Below are 21,843 nucleotides of genomic sequence, written 5' to 3'. Positions count from 1 at the left end.
CGTCCCCGCACAGCGCCGGGGACGGGGCGGTCGCCCGGCCCCCTGGGCCCATGGACGTCGGCCGACCGGACAGGGGATCGCTCAGACGTCCCCCCGTCCACCGTCCGTGCATGCCCTGCCGGCCGCCCCGGGGAGCGCCCGCTCGATGCTGCGGCGCACCTCCGCGACGGCGTCGCCGCGGTAGGAGGTGACGTACGCGGCCGGGTCACGGTCGATCACGAACAGCAGGTGCTCCCCCGGCTTCCCCCGCGGGTGGCACGGGGCTGACCTGGTGGTACCTGCCCCCGGGAGCGTCAGTCCGCCAGGACCACCGTCCGCTGGGCCGAGAAGTCGCCCCACGTGCCGTCCGGCAGCTTGGCCCTGAGCTTCACCGAATAGCGGGTGCCCGCCGGGTCGGGGAGGTCGAGCCGGTAGGTGGCACGGCCCTTCGGGGGCGTACCGCCCCAGACGATGGTGGTGGTCAGCTTGCCGTTCATGTGGAGTTCGTAGGCGGGGATGGTTCCGCCCGTGTCGGGCTGGTCCCAGGACAGGTCGAGGGTGAACAGGTCGCCCTCCTTGCCGACTTCGGTCCGCAGACCGGTGGGGGCGGTGCTCGCGGGGGCGCCGGGGGCGGACGCGGTGGTGAGGTCGAGGGTGTTGCTGTCGGCCGAGGACTTGTCGGAGGCGTCCCGGGCCCGGACGGTGAAGGTGTAGACGGTTCCCGGGCGCAGCCCCGCGAGCTTCGCCGTGGTCTCGGAGGCGGGGACGCTGTGGATGCGGGAGTCCTCCTGGTAGATGTCGTACGAGGTGACGCCGACGTCGTCCTTGGCCGCGCCCCAGGTGAGCGTGGCCCCACGGCTTCCGTCGGCGCGGCCCGTCAGCTTCGCCGGCGTGGTGGGGGGCTCGTCGTCCTCGGGCGGGGTGGCCTGGGTGGTGACGGGGACGGCCTTGCTGGGCGTGGAGAGGTTCCCGGCCGCGTCCTTGGCCCGGACGCTGAAGGTGTAGCCCGTCGAGGCCGTCAGGCCGTCGACGTCGATCATGGTCTTCGCCGCCGGGACACTCTTGACCTTGCTCTTTCCCCGGTAGACCTCGTACCCGGCGACCTTCTCGTCGTCGGATGCGGCCTTCCACATGACGTGCACCGAGGTGGAGCTGCTGGCCTGGGCGGTCACGTTCTCCGGCGTGCCGGGCGGCTGGGTGTCGGCTTCGGCGGTGCCGCCGCAGGCGGAGAGGAGGGGGGCGAGAAGCAGGGCGGAACAGGCCAACGCGGCAGATATGTGGGGGCGTTGCACGGTGGTGCCTTCCATCCGGAGAGCAATGGTCCAGACCTGTATGACATGACGTGGGGGTCTCCGACAAGAGTCCGGCCGGGAACCTTCCGCTATATGCCGGGTTGCGTCGCCCGCCCCACCGGTCCGGGCCGTGCGTCGACCGATGAGTTTCCGGTCGTGGAGGTGTCTTCTCTGTATGGATACGCATGAGACCCCCGCTTCGGCCGCGCCCAAGACCGCCGCGCCGGGCGCCGGCCTTCCCGACCTGGAGCCGGCCGCGCGGCGGATCGCCGAACTGCTCGGGCCGGTCGACGACGGCACGCTGGACGGCCCCACCCCCTGCCCCGACTACGCCGTGCGGGAGCTGCTCGGCCATCTCACCGGGCTGGCCACCGCCTTCCGCGACGCGGCCCGCAAGGACCTCGGGCCGAGCACGGCCACCTCTCCCGACGCGTCCCTCCCCGTCCTCGACGACGACTGGCGCGAGGTGCTGCCCCGGCGGCTGGAGGAGGTGGCGGCGGCCTGGCGCTCGCCCGACGCCTGGACGGGCATGACCCGGGCGGGCGGGATCGAGCTGCCCGGCGAGGTGGCCGGGGCCGTCGCGCTCAACGAACTCGTGATCCACGGCTGGGACCTGGCCCGCTCGACCGGGCAGCCGTACGTGGCGGGCGAGGCCGAGCTGCGGTCCTGCGAGGCGCTGCTCGCCCCGGACGAGGGCGATCCGGGCCGCGGGGGCATCTTCGCGCCGCCCGTTCCGGTGCCGGACGACGCCCCGCTGCTGGAGCGCGTGATCGCCCTCAGCGGCCGACGACCGGACTGGCGGCCGGGCGGCTGAGAGCACCCTCCACCACGCGGAGCGGGAGGCGCCACTCGGTTTCCTTCCGGTGCCTCTCTCACCGAAAAGTGCGTTCTTCCCCTTGGCGGATCTGCCCGCCTACGGTCTTCAGGGCACCGGAAGAGACCACTGGGAGCACCCCCTCATGACCATCCTCAAGACGTACGCACGCCTGTGGGCCGACGACCTCGACCAGGCACTGACGCTGCTGGAGGAGCTGACCGGCGAGCAGCCCCATCTCCGCACGGCCTTCGAGAAGATCGCCCTCGCCGCCGTCGGGAACTTCCTGGTCATCGCGGGCCCGGCCGAGGAACGCGCGCGGTACGCGCACGCCTCCGCGACGGTCGTCGTCGACGACCTGGGCACCCTGCAGGCCACGCTGAAGTCCGCCGACGCCACGATCACCACCCCTGAGACCGCCGGGCCGACGGGGCGCTTCCTCTACGCCCGGCACGCCGGCGGAGCGGAGATCGAGTACGTCGAGTGGACGCCGGAACTGGTCCGCAGGATCATCCGCCCCTGACCCGCCGCCGCGCGCACCGGGCGGGGCGGCCCCCTCAGCTGGTGAAGAACTCCGTGATGTGCGCCGCCACCTGGTCCGCCCGGGTCTCGTGCATACGGTGGCCGCCCGGGACCGTGACCAGGCGGCAGTCCGGGACGAGGGCGGCCACGTCCGCCTGGCGGTGCTGTTCCATCCCGCTCTCCGGGCCCCCGGTGATGATCAGGGTCGGGGAGACGATGTCGCCGAGAGGCGCGGCCGCGTCCGGGCCGGGGTCGGCGAGCTGGTCGTGGACGGCGGGGACCGCGTTCTCGTCGTAGTCCACCGGGCCCTCGGCGCGACCGGCCGGGCCCGGGTCGCCGGGGAACGGGGCCGGCGTCTCCACCAGCACCAGCCGCTCCACCCGGTCGGAGTGCTCCTGGGCCACCAGCCGGGCGACGACGCCTCCCATGCCGTGGCCGACGAGGCCGACCCGGTCCAGCTCCAGTTCGTCGAGGAAGCCCACGACGTCCTCGGCCATCAGCTCCAGGTCGTAGTCGTCGGGCCAGTCGCTCTCGCCGTGGCCGCGCAGGTCCAGGGCGTAGACCCGCCACTCCTGGCCCAGCAGGGTGCCGGCCGCCTCCCAGCGCGCGGCCGAACCGCCGAGGCCGTGCAGCAGCACGACGGGCGAGCCGAACGCGTCGCCCCAGGCCCGGTACGCGAGGCGCACATCGCCGACATCCACAACAGACTGATCTTCCATGCCCCTGACGCTACCGCCGTCGGACGGCCGCCCGCGCCGCGGGCCCCCGGACACGCGCCGGCCCGGCGGGACCGTGCGGGGTCCCACCGGGCCGCTGTCAGGGGGCAGGGGTCAGTGGATGCCCACCCCGGCGGCCGCCGGCACCACGTGTTCGCCGTTCGCCGGTTCCTCTTCCGCCGCGTCCGGCTTTCGGCCGAAGTGGTTGAAGGCGAGGTTCAGCACGATCGCCACCACACAGCCGGTGGAGATGCCCGAATCGAGGACGACGAGCAGGTCCTCGGGGAAGGCGTGGTAGAACTGCGGCGCGGCGATCGGGATCAGACCGATACCGACGGCCGCCGCGACGATGAGCGCGTTCTCGCCCTTCTCCAGGGCGGCGGTGGCCAGGGTCTGGATGCCGCTGGCCGCGACCGTACCGAACAGGACGATGCCCGCGCCGCCGAGCACCGGCAGCGGTACGAGGGCGATCACCGAGGCCGCGACCGGGACCAGGCCGAGCACGATCAGGATCACACCGCCCGCCGCGACGACGAAGCGGCTGCGGATCTTGGTCATGGCGACGAGGCCGACGTTCTGCGCGAAGGCGCTGCACATGAAGCCGTTGAAGAGCGGGCTGATGGCGCTGCCGAGGGTGTCGGCGCGCAGTCCGCCCTCGATGGTCTTCTCGTCCGCCGGGCGGCCGACGATCTTGCCCAGGGCCAGCATGTCCGCCGTGGACTCGGTCATGCAGACGAGCATCACGATGCACATGGAGATGATGGCGGCGATCTCGAACTGCGGGGCGCCGAAGGCGAACGGCGTCGGGAAGCCGACCACGTCGGCTTCCTTGATGGCACCGAAGTCGGTGATGCCGGCCGGGATGGCGATGAGCGTGCCGATGACCAGGCCGAGCAGGATCGCGATCTGCTGGAGGAAGCCGCGCAGCAGCTTGCGCAGGGCCAGCACGACGACCAGGGTCACGGCGGCCATCGTGATGTTCGTCATCGAACCGTAGTCGTCGGCCGTGGCGTTGCCGCCCTGGGACCAGTTGAAGGCGACCGGGAGGAGCGAGACGCCGATCAGGGTGATCACGGTGCCGGTGACGACGGGCGGGAAGAAGCGGACCAGTTTGCAGAAGTACGGGGCGAGGACGAAGCCGAGAAGGCTCGCGACGATGATCGCGCCGAAGATGACGGCTATCCCGTCGTGGCCCCGGTCCTTGCCTATCGCGATCATCGGGGCGACCCCGGCGAACGAGACGCCGTTGACGAAGGGCAGCCGGGCGCCGACCTTCCAGAAACCGATGGTCTGGAGCAGGGTGGCGATCCCCGCGGTGAAGAGGCTCGCCCCCATCAGGAAGGCGGTCTCCTTGGCGGTGAGGCCGACGGCCGGCCCCACGATGAGCGGCGGGGCCACCACGCCCGCGTACATGGCGGCCACGTGCTGGAGGCCGCTGGTGAACATCTTCAGTGGGGGGAGGGTCTCGTCGACCGGATGTTTCCGGCCGTCACCTGCTGCTTCTGCTTCTGTGACGGCGTCGTCCGTCACGTCGGGGGCGGCTGCGTCTGCGTCTTTGCGAAACCTGGGCTCAGCGGCCACGGCGGTTCCTCCGGTCGGTTACACGTCGTCGGCGACGTGGGGTTCAGGGAGGTGGTGCGTAAGTGGTGCGACGGTGCTTGCGGCTCTCTCAGGTGGTGCAGGTCGTGCAGAGGGGGGTCGGAAAGGGGCGCGCACGGGGGTGTGTGCGGGCAGCGTTCATCACCGGTCCGGCGGACGCGCGCCATGGGGTGCGCGTCCGCCGGACCGGCTGCCGTGTACCCCGCTCGGGTCCACGGCGGCCGGTCTCGGGCCGTCCCCCTCGACCGGCCGGTCGGGGATACCGCCGGGGGTCAGGCCCCGGCGGCGATCTGCGCGAGGCGGCGGGCCTCGTCGCGGGTCTCGCGGGCGATGGCGTCCTCGTCCACCGTGGTGAGGTGGTTGCCCTCGACGACCGGCTTGCCGTCGACGAGGGAGAGGGTCACCGGGGCGGCCGCGCCGAAGATGAGCGCGGTCACCGGGTCGGCGATCGAGGAGTGGGCCAGGGTGTCCAGCTTCCACAGGACGAGGTCGGCGAGCTTGCCGGCCTCCAGGGAGCCGATCTGGTCGGCGCGGCCCAGGACCTGGGCCCCGCCGAAGGTCCCGAGGCGCAGGGCCTGACGGGCGTTCAGGGCGGCCTCGCGGTGGGCGCCGAGGCGGTTGATGAGCAGCGCGTTGCGCAGCTCGGTGTGGAGTTCGCCGGACTCGTTGGAGGCGGTGCCGTCCACGCCGAGGCCGACGGGCACGCCGGCGGCGAGCATGTCGGGGACCCGGGCGATGCCGGCGGCGAGGCGGGCGTTGGAGGACGGGCAGTGGGCGACGCCGGTTCCCGTACGGGCGAAGGCGGCGATGTCGGAGTCGTTCATGTGGACGCAGTGGGCCATCCACACATCGCTGCCGAGCCAGCCGGTCGACTCGAAGTACTCGGTCGGGCCCATCCCGAACAGCTCCTTGCAGAACTGCTCCTCCTCGACGGTCTCCGAGCCGTGGGTGTGCAGCCGGACGCCTCGGCGGCGGGCCAGCTCGGCACCCTGGCGCATCAGTTCGGTGGAGACCGAGAACGGCGAGCAGGGCGCGACGGCGACCTGCGTCATGGCGTCGAAGGAGGCGTCGTGGTGGGCGTCGATCGTCGCCTCGGTGGCGGCGAGCGCACCCTCCAGGGTCTCGACGGCGAAGTCCGGGGGCAGGCCGCCGTCCTTCTCGCTGCGGTCCATGGAGCCCCGGGCGAGGGTGAACCGTACGCCCGTCTCGCGGGCGGCCCCGATGATGGCGCCGGACAGGTCGCCGGAGCCCTTCGGGAAGACGTAGTGGTGGTCCATGGCGGTGGTGACACCGCCGCGCGCCATCATGGCGAGCGAGCCCTGCGCGGCGGCGCGGGCCATCGGCTCGTCGATGCGCGCCCAGGTCGGGTAGAGGGCGACCAGCCAGTTGAAGAGGTTGTGGTCGGTGGCCAGGCCCCGGGTGATCCACTGGTAGAAGTGGTGGTGGGTGTTGACCAGGCCCGGGGTGGCGAGGTGCCCGGTGGCGTCGATGCGCCGGACGACACCGGTCAGGCCCTCCGGGGCCTTGCCCGCGCCGACGGACTCGATGCGGTTGTCCGCCACGACGATGTACCCGGAGGCGTACTCCGTGTCCTGGGCGTCGACGGTGGCGATCGAACAGTTCTCGATGACGATGCGCTGAGGGTCTGCCGAAGCTGCCATGGCGCTTCCTTCTTCTCTCTGTGGCGATGTGGGCACGGCAGGACCCTAGGAGGATTTGAGTGCCACAGCGTTACGGCTGTGGGTGCCGAGATGGTGGAAGAACAGGTTGAGCACGACCGCGACCAGGGCTCCCGCGCTGATCCCGGAGCCGAGCACGGTCTGCGCCCAGGCGGGGAATCCGGCGTAGAAGGAGGGCGCGGCGAGCGGGATGATGCCCGCACCGAGCGCGACGGCCACCAGGATGATGTTGGAGCTGTCGTCGAGCCCCGCTTCGGAGAGCGTACGGATGCCGCTCACGGCGATGGAGCCGAAGAGGACGATGCCGGCGCCGCCGAGGACGGGCATCGGGACGAGTGAGACGACCGCGCCGAGCACCGGGAAGGCGCCGAGGATCAGCAGAGCTCCGCCCGCCGCCGCGACGACGTACCGGCTGCGCACACGGGTCAGCGAGACGACCCCGACGTTCTGCGCGAAGGCGCTGGTCGGGAACCCGCCGAAGACCGGGCCGAGGAGGGTGGCGATGCCGTCGGTGCGCAGGCCGCGGGTGATCGTACGACCATCGGTGCGGCGCTCGCAGATCTCTCCGAGGGCGAGCATCCCGGCGGAGGACTCCGTCATCAGGACGAGCATGACGATGCAGAGCGAGAGGATCGCGGCGGGCTGGAACTCCGGCGCGCCGAAGGCGAAGGGGGTCGGCAGGGCGGCGAGCGGTGCGGACTCCAGCGCGGAGAAGTCGGTGAGTCCGAACGGGATCGCGGCCAGCGTGCCGACGAACATGCCTACCAGCAGGGCCACTTGCTTGAGGAAGCCGCGGCCGAAGCGCTGGACGAGGAGGATGACGACGAGGGTGAAGGCGGCCAGCGCCAGGTACTTCATGGCACCGAAGTCGTCGGCGGTGGCGTCGCCGCCCTGGGCCCAGGCGACGGGCACGGGCATGAGGGTGACGCCGATGAGGGTGATGACCACGCCGGTGACGAGCGGCGGGAAGAAGCGCAGCAGCCGGCCGAAGAAGGGGCCGACGGCCAGGCAGAACACTCCGGCGACGAGCACCGCCCCGTAGATCGCGGGGAGTTGGCGGCCCGGTGCGCTGGTCTCGGCGATGGCGAGCATCGGCGCGATCCCGGCGGAGGAGGCGGCGTTGACGAAGGGGAGCCGGTTGCCGGCGAAGGGGCCGAGACCGATCGTCTGGAGGATGGTGGCGAGACCGGCGATCAGGAGACTGGCCGCGATGAGCCGGGTCATCCCGGCGGCGTCCAGGCCGACGGCCTGGCCGATGATCAGCGGAGGGGTGACGACGCCCGCGTACATGGCGGCGATGTGCTGGAGTGCGGCGGGGAGGAGCCGCGCGGGAGGAAGCTTCTCGTCGACCGGGTGAACCGCCGTGCCGACGAGGGTTTTCGAGGGGTCTTTGCCTGGGCTTTCGGCCGGCCCCGTTGCAGGCTGTGCCATGGGTGTTCCCTCCGGGATGACCGGCCGCCGCCCGTCTGTGGTCGGGCGGCGGCCGGTTCAGTGCCGCGTCAGAGGTTGGTCATGTCGACCGGGATCTTCGGCTCGACGCCGTCCCGGAGCACGGTGGCCTCGATCAGACCGTAGGGACGGTCCGCCGCGAAGTAGACCTCATTGTCGTTCTTGAGGCCGAACGGTTCGAGGTCCACCAGGAAGTGGTGGTTGTTCGGCAGCGAGAAGCGGATCTCGTCGATCTCGCTGCGGCTGTTGATGATGCGCGAACCCATCTGGTACAGGGTCTGCTGGAGCGAGAGGGAGTAGGTCTCGGCGAAGGCCTGGAGCATGTGCTTGCGCGCCTGCTCGTAGGACTTCTCCCAGTTCGGCATGCGCTGCTCGTCGCTGGTCCAGTTGTACCGCCAGCGGGCCGAGACGTCCGTCGCCAGGATGCGGTCGTACGCCTCCTTCAGCGTCGTGTACCTGTCCTTGACGTAGCCCCAGAACTCGGAGTTGGTCGAGTTCATCACCGTGAGGTCCTTGAGACCCGAGATGACCTCCCAGTTCTCACCGTCGTAGGTGATCTGGGAGACGCGGGTCTCCTGGCCCTTGCGGGCGAAGGAGTGCTTGACCTCGTCGGCGCCGATGAACTTGGAGTTGCCGTCGGAGGTCTCGATGCGCTCCCAGGCGTACTCCTCGATCCGGATCCGGGCGCGGTGGATCGGCTCCTGCGAGGAGACGAAGTGCCGGGCGAGGTGGATGCCGAACTGCTCGGCGGACTCGATCCCGTGCTCCTTGGCGAACGCGAACACCGTGTTCTTGGTGGTGTCGGTCGGCAGGACGTTGGCGTTGGAGCCGGAGTAGTGGACGTCGTCCATGTCGCCGGAGAGGGCGACCGAGACGTTCAGGTCCTTGATGTGGTGGGTGTCGCCGTCCCGCGTGATCTTTACGACGCGGTTCTCTGCTTTGCCGTACTGGTTCTGGCCGAGAATCGTGGGCATGTCGGTGCTAGCTCCCTCGGTAAACGGAGTAGCCGAACGGGTTGAGCAGCAGCGGTACGTGGTAGTGCTCGCCCGGGACGACCGCGAAGGCGATCGTCACTTCCGGGAAGAACGCGCCGCTGTCCCTTACGCGGGGGGCGTCCTGCTGCGCCTCGGCTTGCTTCTTGGAAAAATACGCCTCGGTGTCGAATTCGAGACGTACATGGCTTGTTCCCTCCGGCAGTGCCGGGAGGTCCTTGCAACGCCCGTCCGCATCGGTCGCGGACGCTCCGAGCGTGACGTACGGCGCGTCGCTTCCGCTGCGGGCGGCGAGCGAGACGGCGACGGACGCGGCGGGGCGGCCGATGCTGGTGTCCAGGATGTGGGTGGACACCGATGCGGTCGTGTCGGTACTCAAGACCGTCACTCTCCTAGATCTCAAGAGTCCTGTGCGGGAGCGTCCTCTGCGAGGGCCTCCGTCACGAGACGGGTCAGCCGGATGCGGTTGATCTTGCCCAGTTCGGTGCGCACGATCTCCTGCTCCTGCTCGGGCGAGTTCCCGATCCGGGACTTCACCGCGTCGCGCATCTGCTCTCCGGTGGCGCCGGTGGCGCAGATCAGGAAGACATGTCCGAACCGCTCCTGGTAGGCCAGGTTCAGTTCGAGCATCTCGGTCTTGAGCTCCTCGGAGGCGCCGGCCATCCCCCGCTGCTCACGGGAGGAGGTCGGGTCGCCGGGCTTCGGGCGGCCGATCGGCGGGTGGCCGGCCATCGCGTCGGCCAGGTCCGCCGCGGTGAGCTGCGCCGTGGCGGCGTCGCTCGCGGCGAGCAGGGCTTCTTCGGTGGCGTACGGACGCCCGGCGAGGATGCTGTTTCCCCAGGTCGCACTGGCACACACCTCGTGCAGTGCGGGGGTGGCCTCGCCGTCCGCCAGTGTGTTGAACCGGGTGAGGCCCGGTGTGGAGCTCGAAGTCACGGGAGCCTCCGTGGCTGCTTTTCGCTGTGCGTTGTTCGGGCTGCGGATAGCTAACGCCCTCCGCAACACGACGTCAACACTTTGTTGAAATCTCGCGAACGAAGAAAGCCGCCGTCCCGGCATGCGGACGGCGGCTTTCCTGCGTGTTCGGCCAACTACTCACCCTTGGCCGTATGTTCCCGGTTCAGGTAGTTGTACACGGTGAACCGGGATACGCCCAGGGCGCCGGCCACGGTCTCCACCCCGTGCCGTACGGAGAAGGCACCGCGTGCCTCCAGGGTCCGGACGACGCTCTGCTTGGCCTTGCGGTCCAGGTCGGCGAGCGGCATCCCGTGCCGTCGCTCCATCGCGGCGAGGATGTGGTCCAGCGAGTCGGAGAGCTGGGGCAGGCGTACGGCTATGACGTCCTGGCCCTCCCAGGCGAGCACCACATCGTCCGGCTGGGCCTGCTCGGGGCCCAGCAGCTCGGCCCCCATCGCGTCGACGAGCGGCTTGACGGCCGATACGAAGGGGTGGTCGACGGTGACCGGAACGTTATCGGCGGATTCGGTCACCGGATCTCCTCCTCGATCACGTTCACCTGGAGCGAGACCCGGGTGGCGCCCGAGGCCAGGGCCTGGCGCAGCAGGGAGTCCACGGCGGTGAGCACCTCGTCCGCGCCCCCTTCCGCGGTGTTGCCGAAGGGGCCGACGTCGACGGCGTCCAGCTCGGCGCCCTGGATCACCTCCCGGGCCACCACCGCGTGGGTGGGCGCCTCGTCGAGATCGAAGGGCTCGGTGGTGAATTCCACCCTCAAGCGCACTGTGCCTCCCTGATGTCCTCGCCGCGGGTGCGGGCGCGCGGCTCGGCCACGACTGTAACCGCTGCCCGGGGCCCCGCCCCCGGTGTGCGCGGGGCCCCGTACGGCGGTGGTCACGGGAGCGGCAGGACGCAGACCGCGACCGGCGCCGGGAAGGGGTCGCCGACGGCGGTGAGGGAGCCGTCGGGGCCGACGCCGAAGACGGTGACGGTGGAGGAGCGCTGGTTGGCGGCGAAGAGCAGGGTGCTGTCCGGGGACAGGGCGAGCTGCCGGGGCCAGTCGCCGCCGACGGGCACGGTGTCCAGCAGCCGGACGGCCGCCCCGTCGTCTTCCACGGCGTAACGGGTGAGGCTGTTGGGGCCCCGGTTGGCGAGGTAGACGTACGCCCCGTCGCCGGTGACGACCGGCTGGGCGGGGTAGCTGGTGCCGGATCCTGTGCCGGTGGACTGTCCGGGCCCCGGGGTGAGGGCGCCGGTGGCGGGGTCGTACGCGCAGACGACCAGGGTGTTGTCCAGCTCGCAGGCCAGGTAGGCGAAGCGCCCGCCGGGGTGGAAGGCCAGGTGGCGGGGGCCGGAGCCGGGCGCCAGGGCGGCGCGGGAGACCTCGGTGAGCGTCCCGGCGGACTCGTCGAGTGCGTACGTGTACACGGTGTCGGTGCCCAGGTCGACGGCGAGGACATGGCCTCCGTCGGGGTCCGTGACGATCTGGTGGGCGTGCGGCCCGCCCTGGCCGGGTCCGGGCGGCGGCGAGCTGTGGGTGACCAGGTCGGTGCGCTCGCCCAGCGAGCCGTCCTCGGCGATCGGGTGCACGGCGACGCTGCCTGAGCCGTAGTTCGCGCTCAGCAGCCAGCGCCCGGACGGGTGGACGGAGAGGTGGGTGGTCCCGGAGCCGCCGGTGGGCCGGCTGCCGAGCACCTCGTACGTCCCGTCCGGCGCGATTCCCACGGCGGTGACCGCGCCCGCGTCCTGCTCGGCGACCGCGTAGACGGTGGAGCCGGAGGGGTGGAGGGCCAGGTAGGAGGGGTTGCCGACGCCGGTGATCACGGGGCCCGGAGTGATCGCGCCGGTGACCGTGTCGTACGCGGCGGTGCCGATGCCGGTGCCGCCTCCCGCCTCGGAGGTGTACGTGCCGAGGAGTAGCGGGCGGGTGGCGCGCGGCGCGGGCGCGGAGGCCGGGCGGACCGCGGCGCGGGCGGGAGTGGCGAGGGCGGGCCCCGCGGCCGCCAGGGCGACGGTGGCCAGCAGGCCGCCGAGGAATCGGCGGCGGCCGGAGGCGGGAGCGGGGCGGTGGGGGCCGGAGTGCGGGTGGGGGGACGGCTTCATGCGAGGCACCTCGGGTGGGGGTCGGCTGCTTCGGATGCGTCCGCCACCCTGGCCCGCCGGCACCCGCAAGGCAAGAGGCGCAACATGAGTTGCGTGCTCCGCAACGCCGACCGCTGTCGAGAGGTGACGGGCGTTCAGCCGCCCGTCTGGATGTCCCCCCTGGTCGACGAGGCGATGGCGTCGCCGTGCGCGAAGTCGCCGGGCGGGATGCCCGGGTGGTGCCCCTCCAGGTCGGGGGCGACCTCGGCCGCCGGGCCGAGCGCGAGCCGGGAGACGATCCGGTAGCGGTCGCCCCGGTAGAGCGAGTGGACGTACTCCACCGGACGGCCCGTGGTGTCGGACGTCAGCCGCTCGAAGAGCAGCGCCGGGGACAGCTCCGGGACGTCGAGCAGCCCGGCCTCGGCGCGGGTGACGACGGTGGGCTCGATCGCCTGGACCGCCTCGTGGACGTGCACGCCGTGAGTGGCGCGCAGATGCTCGTACAGATCACCGCTCTCCAGCTCCTGCGCACTGAGTCCCGGCACCAGCTCCGCCCGGATGTGCAGGTGCTCGATAGCCATCGGCGCCCCGTCGACCAGCCGCAGCCGCGCCACGTAGACGATCTCGGCGGCCGGTGACATGCGCAGCTTGCGGCCGACGCGGGCCCCCGCCTGGAGCGTGGTGAACTCCAGCAGCCGGCTCGACCAGGCGCCCGCCGCCTGCGGCACGCTGAGCGCCCGGTCCCCGGCGACCAGCTCCTGGGTGATCTTGGCGGGGGCGACGAACATGCCCCGGCCGTGCTCGCGCACCAGGAGTCCGGCTGCGACCAGTTCGTCGACCGCCGCGCGCACGGTGGGCCGCGACACGCCGAGCAGGGCGCACAGGGCGCGCTCCGAGGGGATGGCGTCCCCCGGGCTGCGCGACTCGATCAGCTCCAGCACGGCATCGCGGGTCCGCTCCCGTTTGAGCACCGTCCCCGGCATATCCGTGTCCATGGTCTCCCCTCCCGGCGGCTGGATCTTTCCTTACCAGTTGACCGTCTCGCCACCCTAACTGGCCTGCTGGTCAGGTGAAGTGTAGCGCTTACCGGAGCTGGTTCGGTCGCTCACGTTACAGCTGGATCTCCAATATCCCTTTGTACGCAGGGGGTTGACGACCCCATTGGTCTATGCCACCTTCATCCACCACCGACAGGCGAGCTGTCCAGTGAGGCTCACTGGTCAGGTGGTCAGGCCTCGTCAGGTCCGTCCGATCCGTTCTGCTTCCGAGGTGAACCGTGAAGTACCGCTTGCTCGCCGGTGGGCCCGTGCTTGCCCTGACCGCCGCGCTCAGTGCCTGCAGTTCGCCGTCCGGACCGGACTCCGGGAACGGGGACGGCCGGACGACGGTGGATGTGTGGCTGATGCGCGACAGCGTCTCGGCGCAGTTCCAGAAGGAGTTCACCGCGGACTTCGAGAAGCGCCACCCGACGATCGACGTGAAGATCCAGATCCAGGAGTGGGACGGGATCGGCCAGAAGATCACCGCAGCCCTGGCCAGCAACGACGCCCCGGACGTCATCGAGGCGGGCAACACCCAGGTGTCCCAGTTCGCGGAGAGCGGCGGACTGCTCGACCTCAGCGACGCCACGGACGAGCTGAACGGCGAGGACTGGCTGAGCGGCCTGGCCGAGCCCGGCTCGTACGAGGGCAAGCAGTACGGCATCCCGTACTACGCGGCGAACCGGGTGGTCGTCTACCGCACCGACCTGTTCGAGGAGGCGGGCGTCGACGCGGCCGGGATCAAGACCCGTGAGCAGTGGATCGACGCCACGACGAAGCTCAACAAGGGCGGCACGCAGGGCATCTACCTGCCGGGACAGATGTGGTACGCGCTGGCCGGGTTCATCTGGGACGAGGGCGGCGACCTCGCAGCCGAGTCCGGCGGGAAGTGGTCCGGCGCGCTCGACACCCCCGAGGCGCTGCGCGGCATGGCGTTCTACGAGGAGCTCCAGGCGCTCGGCAAGGGCCCCAAGGACTCCGACGAGGACGATCCGCCGCAGGCCGAGGTGATGGCCCAGGGCCAGGTGGCCCAGGTCATCTCCACTCCGGGCGGGGCCAACGTCATCGCGGAGAACAACCCCGAACTCAAGGGCAAGCTCGCCTTCTTCCCGATCCCGGGCAAGACGGCGGACACCCCGGGCGCGGTCTTCACCGGCGGCTCCGACCTGGTCGTGCCGGCCGCCGCGGCCCACCCCGACGAGGCGGTCGCCTTCATCAAGGAGCTGACCGGGGACACCTGGCAGAAGAAGCTCGCCGTCGCCATGAGCTACGTACCGAACCGGACCTCGCTGGCCTCCGCCGTGGCCGACGACCCGGGGGCCGCCGCGATGGCGGTCGGCGCGGCCAACGGGCACGCCACGCCCAACACCCCGGGCTGGGCGGCGGTCGAGGCGGAGAACCCGATCAAGGACTACATGACGGCGGTGCTCACCGGAGGTGATCCGGCGAAGGAGGCGGCGAAGGCCTCGCAGGACATCACCCGGGCCATGAACGCCGGTTCCTGACCCCGATCCGCCCTCTCCCCGCTCCGAGAAAGGAGGCGTGCCGTGCCGGTCGTCGACCAACGGACCGTACCCAGCGCCCCCCGGCGACGCCCGGCCCCGCGCCTCGCCGTGCGCAAGTCCCCGCCCCGGCGCGGGGGAACGGGCAGGGCCAGGAACCTCTGGCCGTACGCCCTGGTCGCCCCCGCGGTCGGCGGCATGCTCTATCTGCTGGTCTACCCGCTGGTGCGGGCCGTCCTGATCTCGTTCCAGGACTTCCGGCTGCGCCAACTGATCGCCGGTGACGCGGACTTCGTCGGCCTGCGGAACTACCGGACGCTGCTGACGGACCCGCGCTTCTGGGAGGTGGTCCGCCGCACCTTCCTCTTCATGGCGGTCAACGTGGTCCTGATCATGGTGATCGCCACCCTGGTCGCCCTGATGGTGGAGCGGCTGGGCCGGATCGGGCGGACGGTGGTGCTGTGCTCGCTGGTGCTGGCCTGGGCGATGCCGGTGGTCGCGGCGACCACCGTCTTCCAGTGGCTGTTCCACTCGGAGTTCGGCATCGTCAACTGGTCGCTGACCTCGCTCGGCCTCGACTCCTTCGACCGCTATCCGTGGTTCGCCAACGGCACAGCGGCCTTCGCGATCCTGGTGACGCTCATCGTCTGGCAGTCGGTGCCGTTCGCCGCGATCACCCTGTACTCGGCGCTGACCACCGTCTCCCCCGAGCTGTACGAGTCGGCGCGGCTGGACGGGGCGGGCGCGGGGCGGATCTTCCGCTCGGTCACCTTCCCGATCCTGCGGCCGATCTTCCTGCTGGTGGTGTCGCTGGAGGTGATCTGGAAGTTCAAGGCGTTCGTCCAGATCTGGGTGATGACCCGGGGCGGGCCCGGCGACGCCACGACGATCCTGCCGGTCTACGCCGTGCAGACCGCGCTCTCCAGCCAGCGGTACGACCTCGGTTCCGCCGCCTCGATGGTCACCGTGGTGCTGATGTCCGGGGTGCTCGTCCTCTACTTCCGCCAGATGCTCCGCCAGGAGGACGAGACCCGATGAACCCACCTGTCGTGCGCCTTCGGCTCCGGCGCCTTCCGTTGCACCTCGCCGCCGCCGTCACCGTCGTGATCTGCCTCTTCCCCGTGTACTGGATGATCTCCACGGCCTTCAAGCCGTCGAAGGACATCCAGTCGTCGGACCCGCAGCTCTTCCCGCACACCTGGACCCTCGACCACTTCCAACGGGCCGTGGACGCCGACGGTTTCGCGCTGTTCTGGCGCAACAGCATCCTCGTGACGCTGGGGGCGGTCCTGCTGGCGCTGCTGGTGGCGCTGGGCGCGGCGTACGCCGTGGCGCGGCTGCGGTGGCGGGGCCGGCGGCAGTTCATGCTGATGATCTTCATCGCGCAGATGGCGCCCTGGGAGTCGCTGATCATCCCCATCTACACCATCTCGCGGGACACGAACATGCTCGACCGGCTGCCGACGCTGACGCTGATCTACTTCATGATCACGCTGCCGTTCACCGTCGTGGTGCTGCGGGGCTTCATCGGGACGATCCCGCCGGAGCTGGAGGAGGCGGCGCAGGTCGACGGCTGCACCCGGACCGGGGCGTTCTGGCGGGTGGCGATGCCGCTGCTGGCCCCGGGGCTGATGGCGACCTCACTGTTCGGCTTCATCACCGCCTGGAACGAGTTCGCCTACGCCAACTTCCTGATCATCAAGCAGCAGGACAACCGGACGCTGCCGGTCTGGCTGTCCTCCTTCCAGAACACCTTCGGCACCGACTGGGGCGCCACGATGGCCGCCTCCACCCTCTTCGCGCTGCCCGCCCTGGTGATCTTCCTGCTGCTCCAGCGCCATGTCACGTCCGGCTTCGCCGCCGGTGCCGTGAAGGGCTGAGCGGCGGAGAACGCCGATCGGCCCCCCTCGCCCCCGTCCGCGAACCGAACACGGAGACGCCCGTGCCCTCACCGCACCCCGCCCCCGCCCTGCTCCCCCACCCCGGCAAGGTATCCTCGCTCGGCGGCCGGCTCACCCTGGACCGGGACACCACCGTCCGCGCGCTGCCGGGGGCGGAACCGGCGGCGGACCTGCTGCGCACCCTGATCGGCCGCCCCGCGGGCCTGCCGCTCACACCGTCGCCCGACGGCCGGGTCGTCCTCGCCCTGGACGACCGGCTCGGCGGCCTCGGCGAGGAGGGGTACGGACTGACGGTCGCCCCGCAGGCCCTCCAGCTGCGCGCCGCCCACCGCACCGGGCTGCTCCGGGGCATCCAGACGATCCGCCAACTCCTGCCCGCCGAGGCCCTGTCGGGCGGGGCGACGGGCACCGGCTCCTGGCAGCTGCCCTGCGTCGAGATCACCGACGTACCGGACCGGCCGTGGCGCGGGGCGATGCTGGACGTGGCGCGCCGCTTCCAGCCGATCGGCTATCTGCACCGGTACGTGGACCTGCTGGCGCTGCACAAGCTGAACGTCCTGCACCTCCACCTCACCGACGACCAGGGCTGGCGGATGCCGGTCGACGCCTACCCCCGGCTGATCTCGGTCGGCTCCCGGCGGGCGCGGTCGCAGAAGGGCCCGACCGGCCCGGACGGGGCGCACTTCGACGCGGTGCCGCACGAAGGGCACTACACCAAGGCGGAGTTGAGGGGCCTGGTGCGGTACGCGGCGGAGCGCGGGATCACCGTCGTGCCGGAGATCGAGATGCCCGGCCATGTACGTGCCGCGCTCGCCGCCCACCCGGAGCTGGGCAACCGTCCGGGGCGACAGCTGGATGTGTGGACCCGCTGGGGGGTGTGCGACACGATCCTCGGCGTCCACGAGGGGGTCTTCGACTTCTGCCGGGCCGTGCTGGAGGAGGTGATGGACGTCTTCCCGTCGCCGTACATCCACATCGGCGGCGAGGAGTGCCCGACCACCGAGTGGGAGGACAGCCCGGCCGCCCGGGAGCGTGCGGCGGCGCTGGGACTCGCGGGCCCGGCCGAACTGCACGGCTGGTTCATGGGCCGGGTCGGGGCGTTCCTGGTCGAGCGTGGCCGGATCCCGCTCGGCTGGGTCGAGAACGGCGCCGAACTCCCCCCGGAATTCACGGTGATGACCTGGCGCGACGCCACGCACGCCAGGGCCGCCGCCCGCCGCGGCCATCAGGTGATCGCCGCGCACCACCGGGCGACCTATCTCGACTACGCCCAGTCCACGGACCCGTCCGAGCCGGTCGCCCAGCCCGGCGCGCCGGTCCCCCTGCACACGGTCCACGGCTACGAACCGGCCCCGCACGACTGGCCGGAGGCGGAGCGGGCCCGGGTGCTCGGGACCCAGGTCCAGCTGTGGACGGAGTACGCCCGCACCCCCGAGGAGATCGAGTACCTCAGCTTTCCCCGGCTCTGCGCGCTGGCCGACCGTTCCTGGTCCGGCGGGCGCGGCGACTGGCCGGGGTTCGTCGAGCGGCTGCGTCACCACACCGCCCGGCTGGACGCCCTGGGCGTCCCCTACCGCCCCCTGGACGCGCGGTCGCTCGCGACGGCCGTGTCCGCGTCCCCCTCCGCAGGAACAGCGCGACTCCACCCGTAACCCGTCCCCCACCACCGTTCCGGAGAGGAACACGCCTGTGAACACATCACGCAGGAATCCGCACAGGTCCAGGCTGCGCACCGCCGCCGCCTCGGCCGCCGCCGTGGCCCTGGCCGCCACCGGTCTGGCCGCGTGGCCGTCCTCGGCGTCCGCCGCGGCCGACGGGCTCGTGGTCCAGTACCGGACGAGCGCGTCCGGTGCGAGCGCCGACCAGAGCGAGCCGTGGCTGAAGGTCCGTAACGCCGGCTCCACCTCCGTACCGCTGAGCGGCGTGAAGGTCCGCTACTACTTCAAGGCCGACTCGGCCTCCGCCGCCTACCGGTTCGCCTGTTCCTGGGCGGTGAAGGGGTGCGCGAACATCACCGGTACGTTCGAGACGCTCGCGAACCCGACCGCCACCGCCGACCGCTACCTGGAGATCGGCTTCACCGCCGGGGCGGGCTCGCTCGCACCGGGCGCGGACACCGGGGACATGCAACTCCGCTTCCACCAGAGCTCCTGGGCCTCGCTCGTCCAGTCCGACGACTACTCCTTCGGCCCGGACCGGACCGCGTACGGCGACTGGTCCAAGGTGACGGCCCACGTAAACGGGGCCACCGTGTGGGGCGAGGCGCCCGGGGGCAACGGCCCGACCGACCCGCCGGACCCGACCGACCCGCCGACCGAAGGCCCCCGGCTCTTCGATGACTTCACCTACAGCTCCCACACCGACCCGAAGATCAACGCCAACGGCTGGAGCGTACGGTCCAACTCCGGCGGCCCCGGAGTGCCGGGCGCGACCTGGGCGCCCGAGAACGTCACCTTCGCCTCGCAGAGCGGGAACTCGGTGATGAACCTGGAGACGTCGACGGCGGGCACAGGCGCTTCGACGAAGCACACCGAGATCCTGACCAAGTCGATGAAGTTCAAGAACGGGACCTACGCGTCCCGGGTGAAGTTCAGCGACGCGCCGCGCTCGGGCCCGGACGGCGACCGGATCGTGCAGACCTTCTTCACCATCAACGACCTCAAGGCGCCGATGGCGGACGACTACGCGGAGTACGACTTCGAGTATCTGCCGAACGGCGGCTGGGGCGAGCCGGCCAACATCCTCTACACGACCTCGTGGGAGACCTACCGGCCCGACCCGTGGGAGGCGGTCAACGCGCACAGCGAGGTCCGGGCGTCGTACGCGGGCTGGCACGACCTGGTGGTGACGATCGACGACAACCAGATCACGTACTACGTCGACGGTCAGCACTTCGGCACGCACGGGGCGGCGTATCTGCCCGAGCGGCCGATGTCGATCAACTTCAACCAGTGGCTGATCGATCTGGAGGGCCAGCCGAGCACGACACCCCGCGCCTACGACCAGCAGGTGGACTACGTCCTGCATGTGAAGGACCAGGTGCTCACCCCCTCCCAGGTGAACGCGATGGTCGGGGCGTACCGCAGTGCGGGGACGAGCTTCGAGGACACGGTTCCGGGCAGCTAGGGGCAGTACGTACGGCGTGAGAGCCGGGCGGGGCGGGGGTCGACGGCGGCCCCCGCCCCGCTTTCGTATGCCCGGAGGGGCTCCTGCCACCGATTCCGTACGCCGCCGACCGGGGCGAATTTTGCGGCACCCCCTTGACAGCCTCGCCTCCCTCCGGGCAATCTTCCGTTAAGCAGAAACTAACTTCCGCAATACGGAAGGAGCGCCGACATCCTCATGGGATACCCGGACCAGCGCTTCGATGTGAACCTCTCGATCCTCTTCACGGAACTCCCGCTCCTGGAGCGTCCCGCGGCAGCCGCCGCGGCGGGCTTCACCGCGGTCGAGCTGTGGTGGCCCTGGATCGAGACCCCCACTCCGCCGCAGGCGGAGCTCGACGCCCTCAAGAAGGCGCTCGACGACGCCGGCACCCAGCTGGTGGGACTGAACTTCTACGCCGGACAGCTCCCCGGCCCCGACCGCGGCGCGCTCTCCGTGCCCGGCACGGAGTCGGACCGCTTCCGGGCCAACATCGAGGTGGCGGCCGACTTCGCCGCCTCGGTCGGCTGCACGGCGCTCAACGCGCTGTACGGCAACCGCGTGGAGGGCGCGGACCCGCAGGTCCAGGACGCGCTCGCGCTGGAGAACCTGGTGCAGGCCGCCCGCGCGGCGGACCGCGTCGGGGCGATCCTCCTGATCGAGACCCTGAACAAGCCGGAGTCGCCGCTCTTCCCGCTGGTCAGCGCACCGGCCGCGATCGAGGTCGTCGACAAGGTGAACGCGGCGACGGGCCTCGGGAACGCCAAGTTCCTGCTGGACCTCTACCACCTCTCGATGAACGGCGAGGACCTGAGCCAGGCCATCAAGGCTTATGCCGCGAAGACCGGCCACGTCCAGATCGCCGACAACCCGGGCCGCGGCGCGCCGGGCACCGGCTCGCTCCCGCTGGAGCGGCTGCTCGACGAGCTGAAGGACGCCGGTTACGCGGGCTGGGTCGGCCTGGAGTACAAGCCGGGCGACCGGCCGAGCGCCGAGTCCTTCGACTGGCTCCCGGTGTCGGCCCGAGCGGCCGGCTGACCGGCCCCCTCGCTGCGGACGGGCCGGGGCGGCCTCGATGTCGCGCCCAACCCCCTTACGTACACACGTTTTTCAGGAAGGCACCCTCATGAGCAACAACCTCCCCAAGGTCGCCTGGATCGGTCTCGGCATCATGGGCTCCCCCATGTCGGAGAACCTGATCAAGGCCGGTTACTCCGTCACCGGATACACCCTGGAGCAGGACAAGATCGACCGGCTGGTCGCGGCCGGCGGCACCGGCGCCTCCTCGATCGCGGACGCGGTCCAGGACGCGGATGTCGTCATCACGATGGTGCCCGCATCGCCGCAGGTCGAGGCCATCGCGTACGGCCCGGACGGCATCCTGGAGAACGCGAAGCGCGGCGCGCTGCTGGTGGACATGTCCTCCATCACCCCGCAGACCTCGGTCGACCTCGCCGAGAACGCGGCCGAGAAGGGCATCCGGGTCCTGGACGCGCCGGTCTCCGGCGGCGAGGCCGGTGCCATCGAGGCGGTCCTGTCCATCATGGTCGGCGGCGAGCAGGCGGACTTCGACGCCGCGAAGCCGCTCCTGGACGCGCTCGGCAAGACCATCGTGCTCTGCGGCCCGCACGGCTCCGGCCAGACGGTGAAGGCCGCCAACCAGCTGATCGTCGCGGTGAACATCCAGGCCTGCGCCGAGGCCGTGGTCTTCCTGGAGAAGTCCGGGGTGGACCTCACCGCCGCGCTGGACGTCCTCAACGGGGGCCTCGCCGGCTCGACCGTGCTGACCCGCAAGAAGGACAACTTCCTGAAGCGGGACTTCGCCCCCGGCTTCCGGATCGACCTGCACCACAAGGACATGGGCATCGTGACCGACGCCGCCCGCAACGTCGGCGCGGCCCTGCCCGTCGGCGGTGTCGTCGCCCAGCTGGTCGCCTCGCTGCGCGCCCAGGGCGACGGCGGCCTCGACCACTCGGCGCTGCTGCGCTCGGTCGAGCGGCTCTCCGGCTCCCAGGTCTGACCCCTCCGGCTCCGCGAGGAGCCCCCGGCCTCGCACGGGGCGACGGCCCACGACGGGCCCCCTGATCTCCGGGCCGCGGTGGCGCTGACACCTGTCCTGTCGCGCCCAGGCGCCGCCGCGGCCCGGAACCACATACTTCGTTTTCAACAAACTGTTGA

Annotated in this window: 22 protein-coding genes; 9 read left to right on the top strand and 13 right to left on the bottom strand. The window is 71.1% G+C overall.

Features of this window, described 5'->3' with window-relative positions; translation table 11 throughout:
- Positions 1–81 precede the first annotated feature (81 nt).
- Positions 82–219 (bottom strand): hypothetical protein, encoded by a 138-nt coding sequence (locus RNL97_RS27170; RefSeq protein WP_158709136.1) that lies wholly within the window; start codon positions 217–219, stop codon positions 82–84.
- Between the two features lie 74 nt (positions 220–293).
- Positions 294–1,286: a fibronectin type III domain-containing protein gene (locus RNL97_RS27165; RefSeq protein ID WP_030585302.1), complete on the bottom strand. Its 993-nt coding sequence runs from the start codon at positions 1,284–1,286 to the stop codon at positions 294–296.
- Positions 1,287–1,446: 160 nt separating this feature from the next.
- On the opposite strand from RNL97_RS27165, the gene RNL97_RS27160 reads away from it, so the two are divergent.
- On the top strand, positions 1,447–2,085 hold the full coding sequence (locus RNL97_RS27160; RefSeq protein ID WP_030585299.1) for a TIGR03086 family metal-binding protein: 639 nt from the start codon (positions 1,447–1,449) through the stop codon (positions 2,083–2,085).
- 145 nt (positions 2,086–2,230) lie between these two features.
- Positions 2,231–2,608: a glyoxalase/bleomycin resistance/dioxygenase family protein gene (locus RNL97_RS27155; RefSeq protein WP_030585296.1), complete on the top strand. Its 378-nt coding sequence runs from the start codon at positions 2,231–2,233 to the stop codon at positions 2,606–2,608.
- A gap of 34 nt (positions 2,609–2,642) precedes the next feature.
- Here RNL97_RS27155 and RNL97_RS27150 read toward each other — a convergent pair whose 3' ends face one another.
- The 11 genes from RNL97_RS27150 to RNL97_RS27100 all read right to left on the bottom strand — a co-directional run bounded on the left by RNL97_RS27150 (position 2,643) and on the right by RNL97_RS27100 (position 13,073).
- The gene (locus RNL97_RS27150) at positions 2,643–3,326 is read right to left on the bottom strand and encodes an alpha/beta fold hydrolase (protein WP_030585293.1); all 684 of its coding nucleotides are present in this window, start codon (positions 3,324–3,326) and stop codon (positions 2,643–2,645) included.
- Between the two features lie 111 nt (positions 3,327–3,437).
- A complete protein-coding gene (locus tag RNL97_RS27145; RefSeq protein WP_390334415.1) occupies positions 3,438–4,904 on the bottom strand; it encodes a nucleobase:cation symporter-2 family protein in 1,467 nt (488 codons plus the stop codon).
- Between the two features lie 290 nt (positions 4,905–5,194).
- Positions 5,195–6,583, bottom strand: coding sequence for an 8-oxoguanine deaminase (locus tag RNL97_RS27140; RefSeq protein ID WP_243315692.1), 1,389 nt, complete (start codon positions 6,581–6,583; stop codon positions 5,195–5,197).
- A 45-nt stretch (positions 6,584–6,628) separates the two neighbouring features.
- Positions 6,629–8,032: a nucleobase:cation symporter-2 family protein gene (locus RNL97_RS27135; RefSeq protein WP_243315691.1), complete on the bottom strand. Its 1,404-nt coding sequence runs from the start codon at positions 8,030–8,032 to the stop codon at positions 6,629–6,631.
- 68 nt (positions 8,033–8,100) lie between these two features.
- Positions 8,101–9,024: a factor-independent urate hydroxylase gene (pucL, locus tag RNL97_RS27130; protein ID WP_030585283.1), complete on the bottom strand. Its 924-nt coding sequence runs from the start codon at positions 9,022–9,024 to the stop codon at positions 8,101–8,103.
- Positions 9,025–9,031: 7 nt separating this feature from the next.
- Positions 9,032–9,421 (bottom strand): hydroxyisourate hydrolase, encoded by a 390-nt coding sequence (gene uraH / locus RNL97_RS27125; protein ID WP_030585280.1) that lies wholly within the window; start codon positions 9,419–9,421, stop codon positions 9,032–9,034.
- A 20-nt stretch (positions 9,422–9,441) separates the two neighbouring features.
- A complete protein-coding gene (uraD, locus tag RNL97_RS27120) occupies positions 9,442–9,978 on the bottom strand; it encodes a 2-oxo-4-hydroxy-4-carboxy-5-ureidoimidazoline decarboxylase (RefSeq protein WP_093813441.1) in 537 nt (178 codons plus the stop codon).
- Between the two features lie 155 nt (positions 9,979–10,133).
- Positions 10,134–10,532: a helix-turn-helix domain-containing protein gene (locus RNL97_RS27115; RefSeq protein ID WP_030585274.1), complete on the bottom strand. Its 399-nt coding sequence runs from the start codon at positions 10,530–10,532 to the stop codon at positions 10,134–10,136.
- The gene (locus tag RNL97_RS27110) at positions 10,529–10,780 is read right to left on the bottom strand and encodes a YkoF family thiamine-binding protein (protein WP_006128581.1); all 252 of its coding nucleotides are present in this window, start codon (positions 10,778–10,780) and stop codon (positions 10,529–10,531) included. The genes RNL97_RS27115 and RNL97_RS27110 overlap by 4 nt, the downstream gene beginning before the upstream one ends.
- A gap of 110 nt (positions 10,781–10,890) precedes the next feature.
- Positions 10,891–12,099: a lactonase family protein gene (locus RNL97_RS27105; protein WP_313751305.1), complete on the bottom strand. Its 1,209-nt coding sequence runs from the start codon at positions 12,097–12,099 to the stop codon at positions 10,891–10,893.
- Positions 12,100–12,233: 134 nt separating this feature from the next.
- The gene (locus RNL97_RS27100) at positions 12,234–13,073 is read right to left on the bottom strand and encodes a GntR family transcriptional regulator (protein WP_313751304.1); all 840 of its coding nucleotides are present in this window, start codon (positions 13,071–13,073) and stop codon (positions 12,234–12,236) included.
- Positions 13,074–13,354: 281 nt separating this feature from the next.
- Between RNL97_RS27100 and RNL97_RS27095 the strand changes: the two genes are divergently transcribed.
- From RNL97_RS27095 to RNL97_RS27065, 7 genes are all read left to right on the top strand, one after another.
- Complete coding sequence (locus tag RNL97_RS27095) at positions 13,355–14,623, top strand: extracellular solute-binding protein (protein ID WP_313751303.1); 1,269 nt, start codon at positions 13,355–13,357, stop codon at positions 14,621–14,623.
- Positions 14,624–14,665: 42 nt separating this feature from the next.
- The gene (locus RNL97_RS27090) at positions 14,666–15,658 is read left to right on the top strand and encodes a carbohydrate ABC transporter permease (protein ID WP_313751302.1); all 993 of its coding nucleotides are present in this window, start codon (positions 14,666–14,668) and stop codon (positions 15,656–15,658) included.
- Complete coding sequence (locus tag RNL97_RS27085; protein WP_313751301.1) at positions 15,655–16,500, top strand: carbohydrate ABC transporter permease; 846 nt, start codon at positions 15,655–15,657, stop codon at positions 16,498–16,500. The genes RNL97_RS27090 and RNL97_RS27085 overlap by 4 nt, the downstream gene beginning before the upstream one ends.
- A 62-nt stretch (positions 16,501–16,562) precedes the next feature.
- The gene (locus RNL97_RS27080; protein WP_243315686.1) at positions 16,563–18,173 is read left to right on the top strand and encodes a beta-N-acetylhexosaminidase; all 1,611 of its coding nucleotides are present in this window, start codon (positions 16,563–16,565) and stop codon (positions 18,171–18,173) included.
- A gap of 37 nt (positions 18,174–18,210) precedes the next feature.
- Complete coding sequence (locus RNL97_RS27075; protein WP_313751300.1) at positions 18,211–19,647, top strand: cellulose binding domain-containing protein; 1,437 nt, start codon at positions 18,211–18,213, stop codon at positions 19,645–19,647.
- Between the two features lie 216 nt (positions 19,648–19,863).
- Positions 19,864–20,703 carry a TIM barrel protein gene (locus tag RNL97_RS27070; protein ID WP_313751299.1) on the top strand — a complete coding sequence of 280 codons (840 nt, stop codon included), beginning with the start codon at positions 19,864–19,866 and terminating at the stop codon, positions 20,701–20,703.
- A gap of 88 nt (positions 20,704–20,791) precedes the next feature.
- A complete protein-coding gene (locus RNL97_RS27065; protein ID WP_313751298.1) occupies positions 20,792–21,685 on the top strand; it encodes a 2-hydroxy-3-oxopropionate reductase in 894 nt (297 codons plus the stop codon).
- Positions 21,686–21,843 lie beyond the last annotated feature (158 nt).

The organism is Streptomyces parvus (assembly GCF_032121415.1).
In the GTDB taxonomy this organism is placed as follows: Bacteria; Actinomycetota; Actinomycetes; order Streptomycetales; family Streptomycetaceae; genus Streptomyces; species Streptomyces globisporus_A.
Note: the sequence above shows the minus strand (reverse complement) of the source record. Positions and strands in the feature narration are given on the sequence as shown.